Raw genomic sequence first — 18,303 nt, 5'->3', positions numbered from 1 at the left:
GCGCATGAGCAAAGTCGTCGACCACGCCGCTGCCCGCGATGACCGCTCCTTCTTTGGACAGCCGCGTTCACTCGCCAACATCTTCGGCGTCGAGATGTGGGAGCGGTTTTCCTTTTACGGCATGCAGGGCATCCTGTTGTTGTATTTATACTTCTCGGCGGCCGACGGCGGCCTGGAAATCCCGCAGACCACTGCGGCCGGCATCGTCGGTGCATACGGCGGTGGCGTCTACCTCGCAACGATCCTCGGCGCCTGGATCGCCGATCGTCTCCTCGGCTCGGAGCGGGTGCTGTTCTGCAGCGCCATCGCCATTATGCTCGGCCACATCGCCCTGGCCGTCGTGCCCGGAATCGGTGGGCTCGTCGCTGGCCTCATCCTGGTGGCTATCGGCAGCGGTGGACTGAAGGCGAACGCAACATCCGTTGTCGGCACGCTCTACGCGCCGGATGCCGCCCGGCGGGTTTCCGATCCTCTGCCGCGTTCACGCTGGCCCCGCTACACCGTCATTGCGATCGCGACGCTCGGCGTTATTGTCGTGCTCGGGCTCACCGGGATGATTACCGCGAGCAATCTGGTCACCATCGTGATCGGGCTGACGATCGTCGGGACAATTGCCTACTTCGTGGTGATCCTGACGAACTGCCAGATCACCACGGTCGAGCGCAAACGGGTCTACGCCTTCATTCCGCTATTTATCGCTAGTGCGGCGTTCTGGTCGCTCTACCAACAGCAATTCACGGTCGTCACGATCTACTCGGACGAGCGACTCGACCGCGCGCTGTTCGGCTGGGAGATGCCGGTGTCCTGTGTGCAGTCCATCAATCCCGTGCTCATCATCGTGCTCTCCGGCATCTTCGCCGCCCTGTGGACCAGGTTGGGAACGCGGCAGCCCTCCACGCAGATCAAGTTCGTGGTGGGAACCGCGGTGATGGGCGGCGCCTTCCTGCTGTTCCTGCCGTTCGCCGGCGGTGCCGCGAACTCGACGCCACTCCTGGCGATGATCGGAATTCTGCTGGTCTTTACGATTGCGGAGCTGCTGCTCTCACCGGTCGGACTCTCGGTCGCCACCAAGCTCGCGCCGGAGGTCTTCAAGACACAGATGGTGGCTCTGTTCTTTCTCTCGGTCGCGCTCGGCTCCGCCGTGTCGGGTGTGCTCGCCACCTGGTACGCCACTGCGCCAGGGCGGGTCTACTTCAGCGTGCTCGGCAGCATCGCGATTGTGCTCGGGCTCCTGCTCGTTCTGATCTCCCGCCCGGTGCTGCGCCTGATGGGTGGGGTTCGCTAGGCCGTCCTTCAGCGGACAACTTTGTCGGGTGCTGCGGGGTCGTAACCCATCGAAGTTGTCTACTCAGCGGCAACCGCCCGAAGTTAGCGCGGAACCGTCGCCTCGACGATCGCGATCTCCCGGGTCGCGGTCTCTCGATCGAGGTCGGGCTCCGATCCCTCGGGCGCGGCCGGCGCCTGCTCCCGCTCCAGCACGGCGGACCGGCCTCGGCGCCTCGGCCGCACCGACGGCGCCTCGCGCCCGTCGCCGGCGTGCAGAACGCGCACCCGGGGCGCCGAGAACGGATGCACCTGCACCCGAAGCCGGCGATACCGCACCATCCAAAACAGCACGACCAGTGCGGCCAACAGGCCGGAGACCCCGGCGAGGCCGAGCGCCCAGCGCGGGCCGAATGCATCCGCTACCCAGCCGACCAGCGGGGCGCCGAGGGGAGTGCCGCCGACGAAGATGGCCATGTAGAGCGCCATGACGCGGCCGCGCATCTCGGGGCGGGTCGTCGTTTGCACGTAGGCGTTCGCGGTGGTCATCAGGGTGAGCGACGACAGGCCGACCAGGGTGAGAGATATGGCGAAAGTGGCATATGTCGGCATAATGGCCGACAGGGCGCAGGCCAGGCCGAACAGGGCCGCGCCGAGCACGATCAGGCGCAGCCTGGCGCGGCTGCGCCGGGCGGCGAGGAGCGCGCCGATGACAGCGCCGATTGCCATGATCGAGCTGAGCAGGCCGAACTCTGCAGCTCCCTGGCCGAACTCGATTGTGGCCATGGTCGAGGTGAAGATGGCGAAGTTGAGGCCGAAGGTGCCGATCAGAAAGACCGCGATCATGACGACGATGATGTCTGAACGGCCGCGCACATAGCGAAAACCGGCCAGGAGCTGCCCGCGCTCGCGGGAGATCTTCGGTTGGCGACGTAGCTGGTGGGTGCGCAGCAGCGTCATGGCGAAGACGGTCGCGGCGAAGGTGACCGCGTTGATCATGAAGACCCAGCCGGCGCCGACGGCGACCGTGAGCAGACCGGCGGCGGCCGGCCCGATCAGGCGTGCACCGTGGAATGACGCTGAGTTCAGCGCGACCGCGTTCGACAGCTGGTCTTCGGCGACGAGCTCGGAGACGAAGGTCTGACGGGCGGGCGCGTCGATGGCGGCGACGACGCCGAGGCCGAGGGCGAACAGGTAGACGTGCCAGAGCTGGGCCACCTCGAGCACGGTCAGAATGCCGAGGCCGAGCGCGAGCAGGCCCATCAGGGTCTGGGTGAGAATGAGCAGCTTGCGCCGGTTGAAGCGGTCGGCGATGAGGCCGGACCACGGCATGAGCACGAGCTGCGGGCCGAGCTGCAGCGCCATGGTGATGCCGACCGCTGTCGCGTCGTAGTTGGTGAGCTGGGTGAGAACGATCCAGTCCTGGGCGGTGCGCTGCATCCAGGTGCCGATGTTCGACACCAAAGCCCCCGCGAACCAGATGCGGTAATTGACGACGCTCAGCGAGCGAAACATGGCACTCAACTGTCGGCGAGCTCCTTCATGATGATGGTCGCGTCGGCGAGGGTGCTGCGCTGGGCGGGACTGAGCTGGGCGACGCGTTGCACCAGCCAGGCATCTCGACGCTTGCGGGTCTCGGTCATCATCTCGCTCGCGGCATCCGTTGTGCGCAGCACAATCTTGCGGCCGTCGAGGGTGGAATCGGTGCGGGCGACGAGGCCGGCATCGACGAGGCATTTGACCGTGCGGGTCATTGACGGCGGGGTGACGCGCTCGAACTCGCTGAGTTCGGTGAGCGTTAACGGGCCGTGCACGTAGAGCACGCCGAGGGCTGAGAACTGGCCGCTGCCGAGTTCGTTCTCGGCCTTCTCCTGGCGCAGGCGGCGGGCGAGGCGGCCGTTGGCCAGACGAAATTCGTGGCTGAGCTCGGCGGTGTTGTTCGCCGCGACGGGCTCGCTGTTCAGGGGCGGCTGCGCCTTGATGACGCCGAGGGCCGCGGTCTTGGGGTGCATTCGTGATTCCATATATCCTTAGCATAGCAAATTAGCTATGCTAAGTATATTGGCAGCAGGCCCGGAACAGGGCAGAATATCCTCGTGCCCACATATACGGATGCCTCTGGCCTGGTCGTCACCTACTACGTCTGGCCGATCGACGCCCCCAAAGCCGTGATCCAGCTCGCCCACGGCGTCGGCGAACACGCCCAGCGCTACGCGGCGCTCGCCGCGGACCTTAATCGAGCCGGCTACAGCGTCTACGCCGACGACCACCTCGGCCACGGTCAGACCGGGCTAGCCCAGCATGGCGGTGACCTCACGAAACTTGGTCGGCTGGGCGCCGGCGGGCTGCGCGCGGCCGTGGCCGGCGTGCATAAGCTGAGTGGAATCATCCGCTCAGAAAACCCGACACTGCCCCTCGTGCTGCTCGGACACAGCTGGGGATCGTTCATGGCCCAAATGATCGTGAACGCGCACGCCGCCGAGTACGACGCGATCGTGCTCTCCGGCAGCGCCTACCGCTGGCCGGGCTATCTCGACGGCGGCGACCTCAATCGCAAACACAAAACACTCGGCACGACCGGAGTCGAGTGGCTCAGCCGGGACCCGGCCTTAGCGCAGGCGTTCGTGGCCGACCCGCTGACCACGGCGACGCCGCTCGCCAAGCTGTTCGGCCTGCGTGAGGCTGCCCGCCTGTTCGGCCGGCCAGCGAAAAATCTGCCCAGCGAACTGCCCATGCTCGTGCTAGTCGGCGGCGACGACACCGTCGGCGGCGAACGCAGCGCGCTCAAACTGGTGACCTCTTATATCAAGCGGTCGGGGTTGCGCGATGTGCGCCTGATCGTGTACCCGGGTGCGCGCCACGAGGTCTTCAACGAGATCAACCGCGACGAGGTCATCGGCGACCTCGTCTCCTGGCTCGACGAACGATTCACGCCGTAGGCTGAAACCATGCATGGTGAATATAAGGTTCCGGGCGGCAAACTGGTCGTCGTTGATCTCGATGTCGTCGACGATGTCATCGCCAATTTTCGTCTGGCCGGGGATTTCTTTCTCGAACCCGACGATGCCCTCGAGGACATCAACGCGGCGGTGACCGGCCTGCCCGCCGGCAGTACTGCCGCTGCGATCGCGGACGCCGTGCGTGGCGCGCTGCCGACCGGCGCGATTCTGCTCGGCTTCTCGCCGGAGGCCGTCGCGGTCGCCATTCGTCGGTCGCTCGCGCAGGCGAGCACCTGGCGCGACTACGACTGGCAGATCATCCACTCCCAGACGCCGGTCGCGCCCGTGCTGCAGATGGCCCTCGACGAGGTGCTCGCCACCGAGGTCGGCGAGGGACGACGCCAACCCACCCTACGCATCTGGGAGTGGAACGAACCGGCCGTCGTCATCGGCAGTTTTCAGTCGCTCAAAAACGAGGTCGACCCCGAGAACGCCGCGAAGTACGGCTTCACCGTGGTTCGGCGCATCAGCGGCGGCGGCGCCATGTTCATGGAGGCCGGCTCGGTCATCACCTATTCGATCTACGCGCCGACCGACCTCGTGCAGGGCATGAGCTTCGCCGACTCCTACGCCTTTCTGGACGAGTGGGTCATCACCGCGCTCAAATCGCTCGGCATCGACGCGCACTACCAGCCGCTCAATGACATCACGAGCCCGACCGGCAAGATCGGCGGGGCCGCCCAGAAACGTCTCGGAAGCGGCGCCGTACTGCATCACGTCACCATGAGCTACGACATGGACGGCGAAAAAATGGTGCAGGTGCTGCGCATTGGCCGCGAAAAACTCAGCGACAAGGGCATTACGAGTGCCGCCAAGCGCGTCGATCCGTTGCGCAGCCAGACCGGCCTGAGCCGTGCCGAGATCATCGAACGCATGAAGGAGACCTTCACCGGCCTCTACGGTGCCTCCGAGGGCGACGTCACCGCCGAGGAATACGCCAAGGCCACCGAGCTCGTCGCGAACAAGTTCAGCACCGAGGAATGGCTGACCCGGGTTCCCTAGATGAGCGGATGCCGACATCCGCTCACCCAGAATCGGCTACCGGCTACCGGCTACCGGCTGCCGGCTACCGGCTGCCGGCTACCGGCTACCGGCCGCGGGTCAGCAGGTCCTGGTACTCCGCGTGCGTGTCGATCCAATGCGCCACATACGAACAATCGGCCACCACGGCCAGGTCGGTGCGCACGCGCACGTCGTCGAGCGCCTGCTCGACCAGGATGCTCGCCAAACCGTGGGCGCGCCGGGTCGGGTCGACCTCGGTGTGAGTGAAATGCACCGCCGATTGCGTGGTGACGTAGTCGGCCAGGCCGACGCAGTCGTCGCCGAGCCAGACCGTGTACCGGTTCTGCTCGGGGGTGTGGCGCACCTGCAGAGTGCCGGCTTCAGCCAGATCCTGCGAGTGGATGGTAGCCGATTCAGCAGTCATCCAGACAGACTAAGCCGATAGACGGCGCGGAGGCTGAAAGAATAGACAAATGCCTTTCTCGTGGACACCGACCAGTCCGAGCCGTGTCATCCACGCCAACAACCTCAAGGTGTTGCCGAGCCTGCCGGACGGTGCCTTCACCCTGATCTATCTCGACCCGCCGTTCAACACCGGCCGGTCACAGAAACGCCAGACCACCACGTCGGTGCGTTCGGTCGCCACCGATGGATCCCACGCGACCGGAACGATCACCGGATTCAAGGGCCAGCGCTACGAGCGCATCAAGGGCGACCTGCTCGGCTACGACGACCAGTTTGAGGACTATTGGGCTTTTCTGGAGCCGCGCCTGATCGAGGCCTGGCGGCTGCTGGCCGACGACGGCACGCTCTACCTGCACCTCGATTACCGCGAAGCGCACTACGCCAAGGTGCTTCTCGACGCCCTGTTCGGCCGGGAATGCTTTCTCAACGAGCTCATCTGGGCTTACGATTACGGTGCCAAATCGAAGAACAAGTGGCCGACCAAACACGACACGATTCTGGTCTACGTGAAGAATCCGGCCAGCTACTACTTCGACTCCACGACCGTAGACCGGGAGCCGTATATGGCCCCTGGTCTGGTCACGCCCGAAAAAGTCGCCAAGGGCAAACTGCCGACGGATGTCTGGTGGCACACCATCGTCTCGCCCACCGGCAAGGAGAAAACCGGCTACCCCACCCAGAAACCGGTCGGAATCCTGCGGCGCATCATCCAGGCGTCCAGTCGCGAGGGCGACTGGGTGCTCGACTTCTTCGCTGGCAGCGGCACCACCGGAGCCGTCGCGGCCGCCCTCGGCCGTCGCTTCGTACTGATCGACCAGAACCCCGAAGCACTCGTCGTGATGCGTGCCCGGTTCGAGCTGGTGCCAGGCGTCGAATTTCTAGAACTAACTCAGGAGAACCCATGAAATTTCGCATTTTCACCGAGCCCCAGCAGGGTGCCAGCTACGATGACGTCCTGGCCGTCGCGCAGGCCACCGAGCGGCTCGGCTTCGACGCATTCTTTCGCAGCGACCATTACCAGGTCATGGGTGACGGTGATGGCCTGCCCGGCCCGACGGATGCCTGGACCACCCTCGCCGGGTTGGCGCGGGAGACAAAACGCATCCGTTTGGGTACCCTGGTCTCCTCGGTGACCTACCGGCCGCCGGGAATTCTGGCCATCCAGGTCGCGCAGGTCGACCAGATGTCGGGTGGGCGCGTCGAGCTCGGCCTCGGCACCGGCTGGTTCGAGCAGGAGCACCTCGCCTACGGCATCCCGTTTCCGGACAAACGGTTCGGCCTGCTCGAGGAACAGCTCGAGATCATCACCGGGCTGTGGAACACCCCGGTCGGGGCCCGCTACGACTTCGCCGGCGAGCACTACACCCTCGTCGATTCGCCGGCGCTGCCGAAGCCCACACAGGCGCGAGTGCCGGTGATCGTGGGTGGCGGCGGTGCCAAGCGCACCCCGAAACTCGCGGCTCGCTTCGCGACCGAGTTCAACCTGCCGTTTCCCGACTTCGCCGACATTGCGGGCAAGTTCGACGGCGTGCGGGTGGCCTGTGAGGCCATCGACCGAGACCCGGCCGAGCTCACCTACTCGGCGGCGCTGATCGCCGTCGGCGGCTCGGATGAGACGGAGTTCGCCCGCCGGGCGGCCTCGGTCGGTCGCGAGCCGGCCGAGCTGCGTGAGCACGGCCTTGCAGGCACCGCCTCCGAGATCGTCGACCGACTCGGCGCTCTCGCCGATTCCGGCGTCGAGTGCGTCTACCTGCAGATCATGGATCTGTCCGACCTCGAGCACCTGGAGTTTTTGGCCGCCGAGGTGGTTCCGCAGCTGCGCTGAGGCGCGCCGAGCGGATGCCGCGGCGCCGGCATCCGTCGGTGGCAAGCGTTTGGGGAGCTCGCACGTGTTCAAACCAGTGCCAACCTCCTAAACACGTGCCGCGAGGCCCGGGCGGCGCCCGGCTCAGCCCCCGTGTGCCGCCCGAAGGTGCGCCGCGTACATGCGCCCACTGTCCTTCACCGTGCGTTCGAGCGTCTTGTAGTCGACCCGCACGATGCCAAACCGTTTCTCGTAGCCGTACGACCACTCAAAGTTGTCGAGCAGCGACCAGACGAAGTACCCGCGCACGTCGGCGCCGGCCGCGATAGCCTCGCCCACCTTGTTGATGTGCGCCACGATGTACTCCGTGCGTTCCACGTCGTGCACGGCGCCGTCGGCGCTCACCGTGTCGTCGTAGGCGGCGCCGTTCTCGGTGACGTAGAGCGGCGGCAGCCGGTCGTACTCCTGGCCGAGCCGCACCAGCAGCAGGCGCAGGCCGTCGGGGTTGACCTCCCAGTCCATCGCGGTGCGGGGCAGTCCGCGGCTGGGGAAGGTGATGTACTCCGATCCGATCCACGGCGAACCGACGGGCCGGTCGGCGCCACCGGCGTGACCATCGGTCGCCGAGGCATCCGCATGGCCGCTCACGAGGTCATCGTGATAGTGGTTGACCCCCAGAAAATCCAGCGGGGAGCTGATGATGGAAAGGTCATCGGAGTGGATGACCTCGGCGAGTCCGAACGGCTCGAGGTCGTGCAGGGTGTCGTCGGGATAGGTGCCGCGCAGCAGTGGGTCGAGGAAGATGCGGTTGGCGAGCGAGTCGAGTCGACGGGCCGCTTCAATGTCGATCGGGTCGGCCGCATCGCGCGGTACTGCATTTGTGAGATTCAGGGTGATCCCGAGGTTCTGCGCCCCGGCCGAGCGCAGCGCGTTCACCGCGAGCCCGTGCGCGAGGTGCTGGTGATGCACCGCAGCGACCGCAGCCCGGCCATCTTGCCGGCCCGGCGCATGGGCGCCCGATCCGTAGCCGAGCAGTGAGGAGCAGAACGGCTCGTTGAAGGTGGTCCAGTGGGTGACCCGGTCGCCCAGCGCGGAGTAGACATCCCTTGCGTAGTCGACGAACCGGTAGGCGGTGTCGCGGTTCGCCCAGCCGCCTTCCTCCTCGAGGGCCTGCGGCAGGTCCCAGTGGTACAGGGTGAGCCAGGGCAGAATGCCGGCGCCGAGCAGCTCGTCGACCAGGCGGGAGTAGAAGTCCAGCCCCTCGGGGTTCATCGCTCGATCGCCCGGGCGCACGCGGGCCCAGCTGGTCGAGAACCGGTAGGCGTCGAGGCCGAGCGAGGACATGAGCCGCACATCGGCGGGCATCCGGTGGTAGTGATCGACCGCTGTCTCAAGGTCGTCGTCGCCCGCGATGGCGCCCTTCACCCGCGCGAACGCATCCCAGATCGAATCTTCCTTGCCACCGGCGTGGCCGGCGCCCTCGATCTGCGCGGCGGCCGTCGCCGACCCCCAGAGAAATCCGTGCGGCCAGGTGAACGGTGTGGGTGTGATCTGCGACATGACGAAACGGTACCCCGCGGCGAGACATTGGACCAGTGCTTTGACGATGGCTCGCGTAACTGCGGATATCAAGTCGAACCCTCCCCGCAATCGCCCAGAACGGGTCGTCGCGGCTGAGATCTCGGCAGGGATGCACGCGGCATTCGGGGCTCTCAGATTCGGCGCAGCTAAGCTCGAAACATGTTGCAGAACAACGAACCCACCGAGGCCGATCAGCGGCGCACCCGGCGCCGGTTTTTGATCGGGGTTCTCATCGTTGGAGTGGTCGTCGCGCTCGCGGCGATCGGCCTTTATCTGAGCGCCGCGCTCAGCGTTTAAACAATCAGAAGTGAGTACAACGTGCAGTTGACAAGGTGGCAGCGACTCGGCCTGACGACGGCCGTGGGTGCCGTGCTCGCGGTCGGCGCGACGGCGCTCGTCGTGCAGGCCCTCGAAGGACCGGCCGACCCCACCAAGACGGCGCAGACACCGGATTCCGCAACCCCAGCCACAACGCAGGAACCGGTTCGCGCCACCCCCGCCGACACGGCCGCTGCGGCCCCGGTCGAGGCGGAGCCTGGCCTCAGCGCCCCCGTCGCCGCGCAGATCGATTACCTCCTCGCGCACTGGAGCCTGGAAAACTACAACACAGCCGAGTGGGGCGTGCTCGGCGAGAACGACTGCGTCAACTTCGCCAGCCAGGCCATGATCGCCCGCGGCTGGACCATGGACAGCGTCTGGTCGAGCCCGAAGAATGGCAACGCCTACGACGCCTCGGCCGCCTGGCGCAGTTCCACAGCATTCATGAACTACATCGCGCAGACCGGCAAGGCCGCCGCCCTGACCGATCAGCAGCGTGATCAGGTCAAGGTCGGCGACATCGTGCAGTTCGACTGGGACAATTCCGGCGACCGCGACCACACCGCCATTGTCACCAGGGTGGAGAAGGTCGGCGACACGATCGAGATCTCGTTCGCCGGGCACACCCTCGATTCCGACTTCCGCTCGGTCGACACGGCAATCACCGTGGATCACCCGGGCGGCACGGCGTACTACTGGAGTGTTCCTTAGGCGATCGCGGCGTCGACGATGGCCTTGGCCTCGAGCTGAACCTGCGCCAGGTGGTCGTCACCCAGAAACGACTCGGCGTAGATCTTGTAGACGTCTTCGGTGCCGCTCGGCCGCGCCGCGAACCAGGCGTTCTCGGTGGTGACCTTCACTCCGCCGATCGCAGCGCCGTTGCCGGGCGCAACGCTGAATTTGCCGGTGATCTTCTCGCCGGCTAACTCCGTAGCCGTGATCATCGAGCCGTCGAGCTTGGCCAGGGCGGCCTTCTGCGCGGGCGTGGCCGCGGCATCCACTCGCGCATAGGACGGTGCGCCGAAATGCTCGGTCAGTTCCGCATACCGCTGCGAGGGCGTCTTGCCGGTGACCGCGAGAATCTCGGCGGCCAGCAGGGCCAACAGAATGCCGTCCTTGTCGGTGGTCCAGACGGTGCCGTCGAAGCGCACGAAGCTCGCGCCGGCGCTCTCCTCGCCGCCGAACGCCACCGAGCCGTCGATGAGGCCGGGCACGAACCATTTGAAGCCGACCGGCACCTCCCACAGGTCGCGGCCGAGAAAGCCGGTGACCCGGTCGATCATGGTCGACGAGACGAGAGTCTTGCCGACTGCGGCGTCGATCTTCCAGCCTTCGCGGTGGCTGTACAGGTAGTCGATCGCGACGGCCAGAAAGTGGTTCGGGTTCATCAGGCCAGCGTCGGGCGTGACGATGCCGTGCCGGTCGGCGTCGGCGTCGTTGCCGGTCAGAATGTCGTACTCGTCTTTGTGCGCGACAACGGATGCCATCACCGACGCGCTCGACGGATCCATCCGGATCTTCTCGTCCCAGTCCAGCGTCATGAATCGCCAGGTCGGGTCGACCTTCGGGTTGACCACGACGAGGTCGATTTCGTAGCGGTCGCGGATGGCGCCCCAGTAGCCGACGCTCGCGCCGCCGAGCGGGTCGGCGCCGATGCGGATTCCGCTGGTGCGGATGGCCTGCATGTCGATGATGTTTTCGAGGTCGTTGACGTAGTTGCCGCGAAAGTCGTAGGTTTCCACGGCGCTCGGCTCGCTCCGTAGCACGCCGTCGAGGCCGCCCGCGATGAGCTCGTTGGCGCGGCCCGCGATCCAGGAAGTGGCGTCGCTGTCGGCCGGACCGCCGTGCGGCGGGTTGTACTTGAAGCCGCCGTCCATTGGCGGGTTGTGGCTCGGGGTGACGACGATGCCGTCGGCCAGGTCGCCGTGCTCGCCGCGGTTGTAGGCCAAAATGGCGTGCGACAACGACGGGGTGGGCACGTAGTCGTCGAACTCGTCGACCAGCACACGCACGCCGTTGGCGACGAGCACCTCGAGGGCGGTCGTGTAGGCCGGACCGCTCAGGGCGTGCGGATCGGTGCCGATGAACAGGGGCCCTGTAATGCCCTGGCCCGCGCGATATTCCACGATGGCCTGGGTGGTGGCGCTGATGTGGTCCTCGTTGAACGCGGTGTTCAGCGAACTCCCGCGATGCCCGGAGGTGCCGAAAACGACCCTCTGGGCTGGGACCCGGGCATCCGGTTTCAAATCGTAATAGGCCTTGACCAGCCCATCGACGTCGATCAGGTCAGATTCCAGGGCTCGGGTGCCCGCGCGTTCGCTCATGAGCACAGTCTGGCACCACCGGTAGGCTGTCAGCCATGCCCGACGCGCCGAATCCAGCCCAGACCCGCACCTACAGCTATCTGGGCCCGGCCGGAACCTTTACCGAAGCGGCCCTCGCGCAGGTGCCCGAGGCGCGCGGCCAGATCTGGCGCCCGGTCAACAACGTGGGCGAGGCCTTCGCTGATGTCGTCTCCGGCCGCAGTTTCGCGGCCATGATCGCCATCGAGAATTCCGTCGACGGCGGCGTCACCGCCACGCAGGACGCCCTGGCCAGCGTGCCAAACCTGCGCATTATCGGCGAATATCTGGTGCCGGTGAATTTCGTGCTCGTCGCCCGCCCAGGCGCGACTCTGGCCGACGTGCGGGTCGTTAATGCGCACCCGGTCGCCTACGGGCAGTGCCGCATCTGGCTCGAACAGACCCTGCCGAGCCACGGCCACATCCCCGCATCGAGCAACGTCGCCGCTGCCTCCGCCCTCTTAAGCACCGATCAAGCGGATGCCGCGATCGCCCCGCCCGGAATCGACAAACACCACGACCTCGTCGTTCTCGCCTCGAATATCGGGGACAACCCCAACGCCGTCACTCGGTTCGTGCTGGTCGGCCGCACCGCCGAACTCACCGCACCGACCGGCGCCGACAAGACCAGCCTCATCATCGAGCTGCCAAGTGACCGCTCCGGTGCCCTGCTCGAAATGCTCGAGCAGTTCGCCACCCGCGGCGTGAACCTCAGCCTTATTCAATCCCGGCCGATCGGCGATTCCCTCGGTCGCTACCGCTTCGTTGTCGATGCCGAGGGGCACATCCTCGATGAACGGGTCGCCGACGCGTTGCTGGGCCTGCGCCGGTTCAGCCCCAAGGTGATCTTTCTCGGGTCGTATCCGCGGGCCGACAAGCGCCCGATCGAGTTCACCTCGCGCTACGACGACGGCATCTTCATCGAGGCCCGCGACTGGTTGCGTGGGCTGATCGCGGGGGAGCCCACTCAATGACCGACCCGCGCTTTGACCCGAATCACGATGCCCGGTATCAGCGTGGCTATGAGCCCGGTGACTCGGCGGATTCCGGTGGCTCGGCGATGACCGAACTGTTCGCGCCCACCTCTCCCAACCAGCCAGAAGTATTCGTCGGCACAGCCGGGCGCGACTCGGGCGCGCTTCCCGTGCCTGCAGACGGTACAGCTGACGACGACGAGCCTCTCGACCAATACGAGCCGCGTAATCCGTTCATCATCGCCTTGTGGATTCTTGGGCCAGCCCTCATCATCGGCGGGATGATCCTGCAGGTGCGCACGATTACTGCCACCTATTTCAGCTCGGGCTTCGCTGGATCCTCGAGTGCGGAGGTACCCATCGAGATGGTGATGCAGCAGTTGATCTACGCTCTCGCGCCCGCAATGATCTCCACCGGTCTACTCACCGTTGTGGGCCTGCTGTTCGCCCACGCCCTGCGGTGGCGTTCCCGATCGTCGCGCCGATAGCTAGCTCAGCCATCTCACTCAGGCCATCTCACTCAGGCCGGCACACGCACGATCAGCGCGCCAGCATCGGCGTGTAGCCGCACCTTCTGCACCAGCCCGAACTCGTCGCCGTCGAGCTCGAAATCCTGGGGGTGCTCAAGAGCGATGCGAATATCGGGCCCGCGCAGGGTCGTCATCACGCGCTCATTCGATGACTCCGTAGCCGCAATCATGCGTCGCCCCACCGCCGAGCGACGCAGCACGCCGTTCTCCCAGGTCACCCGTCGCCAGATGGTCAGCCAGCCGAGCATGCCCTTGGGCTGCAGCACGGCAATGTCGAGAATGCCGTCGTCGAGGCGAGCGTGAGGCAGAAACTGCAGGTTGCCCGGCAGTAGCCCGCAGTTGGCGACGAGAATGGCGCTCACCTGCGCCGGGCGGGCGGTGCGCCCAGCAACGCTGTAGCGGATGCGAAATGGCCGCGCCTTCGGCAGCGCCCGCGCCACCCCGTCAACGTAGGCGAGCCAGCCCACTTGCTTCTTGAGGTCGTCCCGGGTGTGGGCGATCATCTGCGCGTCGAGTCCGAGCCCGGCCATGACCAGAAAAACGTGTTCTTCGACCGCGCCGGCCTCGGTGGTGACGCTGGCGACGCCGAGGTCGATGGACTTGTCCGCGCCGCCGAATGCGATCACGGTGGCAGCGTCGACGCTGCCGAGGGGCAGATCGAGGTTGCGCGCGAGCAGGTTGCCGGTGCCCGACGGCACGATCGCCATGCGCACGCCGGAATCACGCAGCGCCTCGGCCACGGCGCGAACGGTGCCGTCGCCGCCGGCCGAGACGACCATCGAGGCTCCGCCGTCGAGTGCCTGTTTGGTGGCGGCCTGACCGACGTCATCCTTGCTCGTTTCAAACCACTGCGTTTCGCCCCAGCCGGCAGACTGCTCGGCCGCGGCCACGCTGGCCCGCAGCTTGGCGAGGTCAACTTTCACCGGGTTGTAGACGACGGCGGCGTGCTGGTTGCGGCGTTCGGAGGCGGTCACGAGGCCTAGGCTACTGGGTTGACTCCGCGTTTGCCCGTCAGCGCGCACTTGTAGACTGGCCGGGTGATTGATCCGGTGCTGTTACGCGAAAACCCTGACCTCTTCAAGCGTTCGCAGGGGGCCCGTGGTGACTCCGTCGAAGCGGTAGAAGCCGCGCTCGCCGCCGACGCCGAACGGCGTTCTGCGATCACAGCCTTCGAAGACCTGCGGGCAGCCCAGAACCTGTTCGGGAAGCGTGTCGCGGCCGCGCCCAGTGCGCAGAAGAAGGCCCTCGTCGCCGAAGCGCAGAGTCTTGCCGCCGAGGTGAAGGCAGCCGGGGTCATCGCCGGCGAGGCCGATGCCCGCTTCACGGCAATCGTGAAAACCATCGCCAACCCCATCATCGACGGCGTTCCGGCCGGTGACGAGGCCAACTTCGTGACCCTGCGCACCCACGGCGAGGCCCCCGTGTTCGACTTCGAACCGCGCGACCATCTAGAACTCGGCGAATTGCTCGGTGCCATCGACATGCCCCGCGGCGCCAAGGTTTCCGGCACCCGCTTCTACTTTCTCAAAGGTATCGGCGCCCGCCTCGAAATCGCGCTCATGAACATGGCGCTCGACCGGGCACTCGAAGCGGGCTTCGTGCCGCTCATCACCCCCACCCTCGTGCGCCCCGAAATCATGGACGGTACCGGTTTTCTCGGCGAGCACAACGACGAGGTCTACTACCTGCCCGCCGACGACCTGTACCTCACCGGCACGAGCGAGGTCGCTCTTGCCGGCTACCACAAAGACGAGATCCTCGACCTGTCCGAGGAGCCGCTGCGCTACGCCGGCTGGAGCACCTGCTACCGCCGCGAGGCCGGTTCGGGCGGAAAAGACACCCGCGGCATCATTCGCGTGCACCAGTTCAACAAGCTCGAAATGTTCACCTACGTGCTGCCCGAAAATGCCGAAGCCGAGCACGATCGCCTCGTGGCCCTGCAGGAGGGCATGTTGCAGTCCCTCAGCCTGAGCTACCGGGTGATCGATGTGGCCGCCGGCGACCTCGGGTCGAGCGCCGCCCGCAAGTTCGACATCGAGGCTTGGGTGCCCAGCCAGAACGCGTTCCGCGAGCTGACCAGCACGAGCAACTGCACCACCTACCAGGCGCGCCGCCTGGACATCCGTTATCGCACCGAATCGGGCAAGACTGCGCCGGTCGCGACCCTCAACGGCACGCTCGCCACCACCCGCTGGCTCGTCGCCATGCTCGAAACGCATCAGCAAGCGGATGGCTCGGTGAGCGTCCCCGAGGCGCTGCGGCCTTACCTCGGCGGCCTCGAGGTGCTCACGCCCCTCCAGGTGAAGGGCGCGAAGTGACGTCGATCGTCAGCGAAGAGCCGTGGCTGGTCGCCCTCGACATCGACGGCACCACGATGCACGAGGACGGCTCGATCAGCCAGTCCGTGATCGACGAGGTCGCCCGGCTCGCCTTGCAGGGCCACGAGGTTATGCTCGCCACCGGGCGCTCGGCCGCCGCTGCCCTGCCGGTTCTCGACCGACTCGGAATTTCGCCGCGCTACGTGGTCTGCTCCAACGGGGCCATCACGATGCACCGCGACGCCACCGCCCCGCTCGGCTACCGCCGTGAATGGGTGGAAACCTTCGACCCGAGCGATGTGCTCACCTCGATTCGGGCGCACCTCGGCTCGGCCCGCTTTGCGGTCGAAGACGAGCATGGCTTTTACCGCTACACCGAACCGATTCCCGATGCCACGATCGGCATGGACAGTGAACGGGTCGACTTTGACGAGCTGCTGAAACACCAGGCGACCCGCGTGGTCGTCATCTCGCCCGACCACGACATGGAGGATTTTCTCCAGGTGGTCGAGCGCATGGGGCTGAACCGGGTGAGCTATGCGATCGGGTGGACCGCCTGGCTCGATATCGCCCCCGACGGCGTCAACAAGTCAACCGCGATGGAGCGGGTGCGCGTGGCCATGGGTGTGCCGCGTGAGCGCGTGATGGCCGTCGGCGACGGACGCAACGACATTGACATGCTGCAATGGGCCGCCGAATTCGGTCGTGGCGTGGCCATGGGCGAGTCGCCCGACGACGTTCTCGCCGCTGGGTCGGAGATCACCGGCAACGTGACCAGCGATGGCCTGGCCACGGTGTTGCGCACGCTCTGACTCGCATCCAGCCGTTTTTCAGGCACCTCTGTCAGCCTGAGCAGTCTGCCATCCGCTAGAATCGGGCCAGTTCGCCCAATTCTTCCCGGCAGGGCATTTTCGTGCTGGGAATGGGCAAACCGGGAGGGCTGTCCGAGCGGCCGATGGAGCCAGTCTTGAAAACTGGTGGGCAGAAATGTCTCGTGGGTTCGAATCCCACGCCCTCCGCAGCACCAGTGAAACGCACCACCACCGGCGCACAATGATTGTCGCCTCAGGCTGACCCAAGCCCACAACCCGATGAGAGGACATGAGTGAGCGACCAACTTCGCCCCCGCAGTGCCGGTTCCAAGAACCTCAAAACTGTTGCCCGTCACGGCCGGCTCAAAAAGTCGAACGCTGCGGTTGCCGTTGCGAAATTCATTGCGGGCAGCGTGGCGGTCGTTCTGGTCAGTGGATTCTCCGTGGCCGCCATTGCCACCTACGACGTCGTTCAGAGCGCGCCACCGAGCGTGCACCTGGCCAATGAGGGCAACGGTCCGGTTCCGTCGATCGGCGCCATCGACGGGGGCGTGAACATGCTCGTCGTCGGCAGCGACAGTCGCGTCGGCCAGGAGGCCAGGTTCGGCCCGGAGGATTCCACCGGCGACCTCAACGACGTGACCATGCTGCTGCACATCTCCGAAGACCACAGCAACGCCTCGGTCATCAGCTTTCCCCGCGACATGTTCGTCGCCATCCCCTCCTGCCCAAAGGAAGACGGCAGCGGGTCGCACAGCGCAATGAGCAGCCAGAAGATCAACACGACGCTCACCTACGGCGGACTCGCCTGCACCGTGCTGACCGTCGAGAAACTCACCGGCCTCTCCATCCCGTTTGCGGCTGAGGTGCAGTTCAGCGGCGTCATGGCCATGTCCTCCGCCGTTGGCGGCGTTCCGGTCTGCGTGGCCACCCGCATCGAAGACGAGTACACCGGGACCTTCCTCGACCCGGGAGAGCACACGCTCGAGGGCTACGAGGCTCTGCAGTTTCTGCGCACCCGCCACGGCCTCGGCGATGGTGGCGACCTCACCCGCATCAACAACCAGCAGTTGTTCATGTCGTCGCTCGTGCGCACGATCAAGAGCGCTGACACGCTCTCTGACCCGACCAAGGTGTACGCCCTGGCCAAGGCGGTCACGGCCAACATGCGCCTCTCCGACAGCCTGAGCAGTGTGACGACCCTCGCGTCCATTGCTATCGCGCTCAAGGACATCGACCTCGACCAGGTTGTCTTCGCGCAGGTGCCGACCGGCAGTACGACCGGCGGGGTGAAAGCCGTGCAGCCGGCCTTCGACAACCTGTTCGAGGCGGTTGCCGCCGACCAGCCGCTGACCCTGAGCGGAACCACCGGGCGCGGCACCGAGGCCGATCCGAACGCTCCCGTTGAAGCCGAGCCGGAACCGTCCGCGACCACCGATCCCGCGGCAACGGCCGATCCTTCGGCGACCGCCGATCCGACTGCGACCGAGGCTCCCGTCGCCACCGAAGACCCGGGCGTGGTGCTGTCGGAGTCTGTGACCGGCCAAACCGCTGGCGACTACACCTGCACCAGGGGCCGTACGCTCGAAAACCAGTAGCCGGGCCTGGCATCCGTTTTCGGGCCGTGATTTTTCATGGTCAGAACGGATGCCCGGGGTGCGGCTAAGATAGGAGAGTGTGTTTGCGCAAGCGGACACCAAGGAGACGTCGCATAGTTCGGCTTAGTGCACCACCCTGCTAAGGTGGAGTACCCGCAAGGGTACCGAGGGTTCAAATCCCTCCGTCTCCGCATCGAGGAATTCACGTAATTCCGGCGTTTAGTTTACGAAATTCTTGCGGCAACAAAAAACCGGCGATCGCATCGCCGGTTTTTTTGCATAAAAGCGCCGATTCTG

18 protein-coding genes and 2 tRNA genes are annotated in these 18,303 nt (G+C 65.8%); 14 read left to right on the top strand and 6 right to left on the bottom strand.

The genetic code is table 11. The features are described from left to right. The first annotated feature begins 4 nt into the window (after nt 1-4). Entirely contained in the window at nt 5-1,285 is a 1,281-nt protein-coding gene (locus E3T41_RS05360; protein WP_134477636.1) for a peptide MFS transporter, read from the top strand. An 83-nt stretch (nt 1,286-1,368) separates the two neighbouring features. Here E3T41_RS05360 and E3T41_RS05355 read toward each other — a convergent pair whose 3' ends face one another. Next, nucleotides 1,369-2,778 carry an MFS transporter gene (locus tag E3T41_RS05355; RefSeq protein WP_134477708.1) on the bottom strand — a complete coding sequence of 470 codons (1,410 nt, stop codon included), beginning with the start codon at nt 2,776-2,778 and terminating at the stop codon, nt 1,369-1,371. A gap of 5 nt (nt 2,779-2,783) precedes the next feature. Then, complete coding sequence (locus E3T41_RS05350) at nt 2,784-3,275, bottom strand: MarR family winged helix-turn-helix transcriptional regulator (protein ID WP_104131843.1); 492 nt, start codon at nt 3,273-3,275, stop codon at nt 2,784-2,786. An 84-nt stretch (nt 3,276-3,359) separates the two neighbouring features. Between E3T41_RS05350 and E3T41_RS05345 the strand changes: the two genes are divergently transcribed. After that, nucleotides 3,360-4,202, top strand: coding sequence for an alpha/beta fold hydrolase (locus E3T41_RS05345; protein WP_134477634.1), 843 nt, complete (start codon nt 3,360-3,362; stop codon nt 4,200-4,202). A gap of 9 nt (nt 4,203-4,211) precedes the next feature. Next, nucleotides 4,212-5,264 carry a biotin/lipoate A/B protein ligase family protein gene (locus E3T41_RS05340; RefSeq protein ID WP_134477632.1) on the top strand — a complete coding sequence of 351 codons (1,053 nt, stop codon included), beginning with the start codon at nt 4,212-4,214 and terminating at the stop codon, nt 5,262-5,264. 85 nt (nt 5,265-5,349) lie between these two features. On the opposite strand, the gene E3T41_RS05335 is transcribed toward E3T41_RS05340, so the two are convergent. Further along, complete coding sequence (locus E3T41_RS05335) at nt 5,350-5,688, bottom strand: GNAT family N-acetyltransferase (protein WP_092452452.1); 339 nt, start codon at nt 5,686-5,688, stop codon at nt 5,350-5,352. 49 nt (nt 5,689-5,737) lie between these two features. Here E3T41_RS05335 and E3T41_RS05330 point away from each other — a divergent pair, with 49 nt between their 5' ends. Then, entirely contained in the window at nt 5,738-6,634 is an 897-nt protein-coding gene (locus E3T41_RS05330; RefSeq protein ID WP_092452455.1) for a site-specific DNA-methyltransferase, read from the top strand. Further along, the gene (locus E3T41_RS05325; RefSeq protein ID WP_134477630.1) at nt 6,631-7,554 is read left to right on the top strand and encodes an LLM class F420-dependent oxidoreductase; all 924 of its coding nucleotides are present in this window, start codon (nt 6,631-6,633) and stop codon (nt 7,552-7,554) included. Before E3T41_RS05330 ends, E3T41_RS05325 begins: the two co-directional genes overlap by 4 nt. A gap of 123 nt (nt 7,555-7,677) precedes the next feature. Here E3T41_RS05325 and E3T41_RS05320 read toward each other — a convergent pair whose 3' ends face one another. Beyond that, a complete protein-coding gene (locus E3T41_RS05320; RefSeq protein ID WP_134477628.1) occupies nt 7,678-9,093 on the bottom strand; it encodes a GH1 family beta-glucosidase in 1,416 nt (471 codons plus the stop codon). A gap of 180 nt (nt 9,094-9,273) precedes the next feature. On the opposite strand from E3T41_RS05320, the gene E3T41_RS17795 reads away from it, so the two are divergent. Together E3T41_RS17795 and E3T41_RS05315 are read left to right on the top strand one after the other, a co-directional pair. Further along, on the top strand, nt 9,274-9,411 hold the full coding sequence (locus E3T41_RS17795) for a hypothetical protein (RefSeq protein WP_158251572.1): 138 nt from the start codon (nt 9,274-9,276) through the stop codon (nt 9,409-9,411). Nucleotides 9,412-9,438: 27 nt separating this feature from the next. After that, nucleotides 9,439-10,143: an amidase domain-containing protein gene (locus E3T41_RS05315; RefSeq protein WP_166791494.1), complete on the top strand. Its 705-nt coding sequence runs from the start codon at nt 9,439-9,441 to the stop codon at nt 10,141-10,143. Here the strand turns inward: E3T41_RS05315 and pgm are convergent. Further along, nucleotides 10,140-11,756, bottom strand: coding sequence for a phosphoglucomutase (alpha-D-glucose-1,6-bisphosphate-dependent) (pgm, locus tag E3T41_RS05310; RefSeq protein ID WP_092452467.1), 1,617 nt, complete (start codon nt 11,754-11,756; stop codon nt 10,140-10,142). The genes E3T41_RS05315 and pgm overlap by 4 nt on opposite strands. A gap of 35 nt (nt 11,757-11,791) precedes the next feature. Between pgm and pheA the strand changes: the two genes are divergently transcribed. Together pheA and E3T41_RS05300 are read left to right on the top strand one after the other, a co-directional pair. Further along, nucleotides 11,792-12,748, top strand: a complete 957-nt coding sequence (gene pheA, locus E3T41_RS05305; RefSeq protein WP_104131837.1) for a prephenate dehydratase — start codon at nt 11,792-11,794, stop codon at nt 12,746-12,748. Beyond that, nucleotides 12,745-13,236: a hypothetical protein gene (locus E3T41_RS05300; protein ID WP_134477624.1), complete on the top strand. Its 492-nt coding sequence runs from the start codon at nt 12,745-12,747 to the stop codon at nt 13,234-13,236. Before pheA ends, E3T41_RS05300 begins: the two co-directional genes overlap by 4 nt. Before the next feature lie 32 nt (nt 13,237-13,268). On the opposite strand, the gene E3T41_RS05295 is transcribed toward E3T41_RS05300, so the two are convergent. Then, nucleotides 13,269-14,252 carry a diacylglycerol kinase family protein gene (locus E3T41_RS05295; protein WP_134477622.1) on the bottom strand — a complete coding sequence of 328 codons (984 nt, stop codon included), beginning with the start codon at nt 14,250-14,252 and terminating at the stop codon, nt 13,269-13,271. 63 nt (nt 14,253-14,315) lie between these two features. Here E3T41_RS05295 and serS point away from each other — a divergent pair, with 63 nt between their 5' ends. The 5 genes from serS to E3T41_RS05270 all read left to right on the top strand — a co-directional run bounded on the left by serS (nt 14,316) and on the right by E3T41_RS05270 (nt 18,197). Next, on the top strand, nt 14,316-15,596 hold the full coding sequence (gene serS, locus E3T41_RS05290; RefSeq protein ID WP_092452479.1) for a serine--tRNA ligase: 1,281 nt from the start codon (nt 14,316-14,318) through the stop codon (nt 15,594-15,596). Then, nucleotides 15,593-16,408, top strand: a complete 816-nt coding sequence (locus E3T41_RS05285) for an HAD family hydrolase (protein WP_092452482.1) — start codon at nt 15,593-15,595, stop codon at nt 16,406-16,408. Before serS ends, E3T41_RS05285 begins: the two co-directional genes overlap by 4 nt. 122 nt (nt 16,409-16,530) lie before the next feature. Continuing rightward, nucleotides 16,531-16,615 (top strand) — tRNA-Ser (locus E3T41_RS05280). A gap of 86 nt (nt 16,616-16,701) precedes the next feature. Further along, nucleotides 16,702-18,006: an LCP family protein gene (locus E3T41_RS05275; protein ID WP_092452485.1), complete on the top strand. Its 1,305-nt coding sequence runs from the start codon at nt 16,702-16,704 to the stop codon at nt 18,004-18,006. Between the two features lie 102 nt (nt 18,007-18,108). Further along, nucleotides 18,109-18,197 (top strand) — tRNA-Ser (locus E3T41_RS05270). The last annotated feature ends 106 nt before the right edge of the window (nt 18,198-18,303 follow it).

It is taken from the genome of Cryobacterium sp. Hh38, assembly GCF_004403235.1.
In the GTDB taxonomy this organism is placed as follows: domain Bacteria; phylum Actinomycetota; class Actinomycetes; order Actinomycetales; family Microbacteriaceae; genus Cryobacterium; species Cryobacterium levicorallinum.
The sequence above is the reverse complement of the archived record's forward strand: the minus strand, read 5'-3'. Positions and strand labels throughout refer to the sequence as shown.

What these genes read in the sequence shown, in the direction of transcription:
- E3T41_RS05360 (WP_134477636.1), top strand. Translation starts at nt 5, where the DNA reads ATGAGCAAAGTCGTCGACCACGCCGCTGCCCGCGATGACCGCTCCTTC.
- E3T41_RS05355 (WP_134477708.1), bottom strand. Translation starts at nt 2,778, where the DNA reads ATGTTTCGCTCGCTGAGCGTCGTCAATTACCGCATCTGGTTCGCGGGG.
- E3T41_RS05350 (WP_104131843.1), bottom strand. Translation starts at nt 3,275, where the DNA reads ATGCACCCCAAGACCGCGGCCCTCGGCGTCATCAAGGCGCAGCCGCCC.
- E3T41_RS05340 (WP_134477632.1), top strand. Translation starts at nt 4,212, where the DNA reads ATGCATGGTGAATATAAGGTTCCGGGCGGCAAACTGGTCGTCGTTGAT.
- E3T41_RS05335 (WP_092452452.1), bottom strand. Translation starts at nt 5,688, where the DNA reads ATGACTGCTGAATCGGCTACCATCCACTCGCAGGATCTGGCTGAAGCC.
- E3T41_RS05330 (WP_092452455.1), top strand. Translation starts at nt 5,738, where the DNA reads ATGCCTTTCTCGTGGACACCGACCAGTCCGAGCCGTGTCATCCACGCC.
- E3T41_RS05325 (WP_134477630.1), top strand. Translation starts at nt 6,631, where the DNA reads ATGAAATTTCGCATTTTCACCGAGCCCCAGCAGGGTGCCAGCTACGAT.
- E3T41_RS05320 (WP_134477628.1), bottom strand. Translation starts at nt 9,093, where the DNA reads ATGTCGCAGATCACACCCACACCGTTCACCTGGCCGCACGGATTTCTC.
- E3T41_RS17795 (WP_158251572.1), top strand. Translation starts at nt 9,274, where the DNA reads ATGTTGCAGAACAACGAACCCACCGAGGCCGATCAGCGGCGCACCCGG.
- pgm (WP_092452467.1), bottom strand. Translation starts at nt 11,756, where the DNA reads ATGAGCGAACGCGCGGGCACCCGAGCCCTGGAATCTGACCTGATCGAC.
- pheA (WP_104131837.1), top strand. Translation starts at nt 11,792, where the DNA reads ATGCCCGACGCGCCGAATCCAGCCCAGACCCGCACCTACAGCTATCTG.
- E3T41_RS05300 (WP_134477624.1), top strand. Translation starts at nt 12,745, where the DNA reads ATGACCGACCCGCGCTTTGACCCGAATCACGATGCCCGGTATCAGCGT.